Genomic DNA, 1,142 nt, shown 5'->3' with positions numbered 1-1,142 from the left:
CGAGCAGGTCGAGGACCTCATCGCGGACCGGGAGGGCGGAGGCGCGCTGCCCAGGCTCGTCGTGGCGCGCTGGCTCCAGCAGGACCCGACCGGCGACCCGGCCGAGCACCTCAGGCCCACCATCGCCGCGTGCGTGGAACTCATCGCGGGCCAGGCCCGGGGCGAGGGCGCCATCGTCCTGCAGGACCGGGTGGAGGAGTACGCGCAGTGGAGGTAGAGCGGCAGGAAGACATCCCGGCGGTCCCGCGCCCGTTCTGGCGGAAGCCGAAGTGGTGGCTCGCGGCCGGCGTCGTGCTGGCCCTGGTGGCGGCGGCCGTCGTGGCGCCGACGGTGCTGCGGTCGATCGGCCGGTGCGCGGAGGGCGTGACGAGGACGGACACCGGCGAGTGCGTCGGCGTCACGGACGGGAGCTACGTCTTCGCACCGGAGCTGGCCGGGATCCAGGACCTGGTGCGCGCCGAGAACGCGGCCGTCCTCGCCTCCGGCAAGACGTTCGTCAGCATCGCCCTGCTGATCCCGATGACGTTGACCGAGAACGACACGACGCCGATCGAGTGGGTCGAGCACCACATGCAGGGCGCGTACACGGCGCAGTACCGCGCCAACCACGACGCCGCCACCGGCGAACAGCCGCTCATCCGCCTGCTCCTGGCCAACCCCGGCAGCGGGATGCGGCAGTGGGAGCCGGTCGTGGCCGAGCTGGAACGCCGGCGGGCCGCGTCGGACCACCTGGTCGCGGTCGCGGGCATCGGGCTGAGCCTGACCACCTCCCGCGACGCGGTGAAGCGGCTGTCCGCGGCCAAGATCCCGGTGTTCGCCTCGACGCTCACCTCGGACGACCTGACGGACATCAACGGCCTGCTGCGCATGGCGCCCACCAACTCGGCCCAGGCGCGCGCCGCCGCGACGCACGTCAAGGCGGACGCCCGGACCGCGCTGCTGATCCAGGACAACACCGAGGCCGAGCTGTACGCGAAGACGCTCGCGGAATCGTTCTCGGCGGCCTTCGTCGACGCCGACCACCGCTTCGCGGGGCAGACCGAGTTCTTCGACTCCCGCCTGGGCGGGGTCGGGAACACCTTCCTCCAGATGATCCCGAACATCTGCACCTCCAGACCGGACGTCCTGTACTTCGCGGGTCG

At 72.1% G+C, this 1,142-nt stretch carries 1 protein-coding gene and 1 pseudogene; both read left to right on the top strand.

All coding sequences use genetic code 11. The features are described from left to right. Positions 1-217 (top strand): hypothetical protein (locus tag AB0G02_RS41570; protein ID WP_360806484.1); only part of this gene is annotated, 217 nt, incomplete at its 5' end. Further along, positions 208-1,142 (top strand): annotated as a pseudogene (locus AB0G02_RS41565) (hypothetical protein); the annotation flags it as partial. The gene AB0G02_RS41570 and the pseudogene AB0G02_RS41565, both read left to right, overlap by 10 nt.

Origin of the sequence: Actinosynnema sp. NPDC023658, assembly GCF_040639995.1 — a bacterium.
GTDB lineage: Bacteria > Actinomycetota > Actinomycetes > Mycobacteriales > Pseudonocardiaceae > Actinosynnema.
This window is presented reverse-complemented; position numbering and strand designations above follow the sequence as displayed.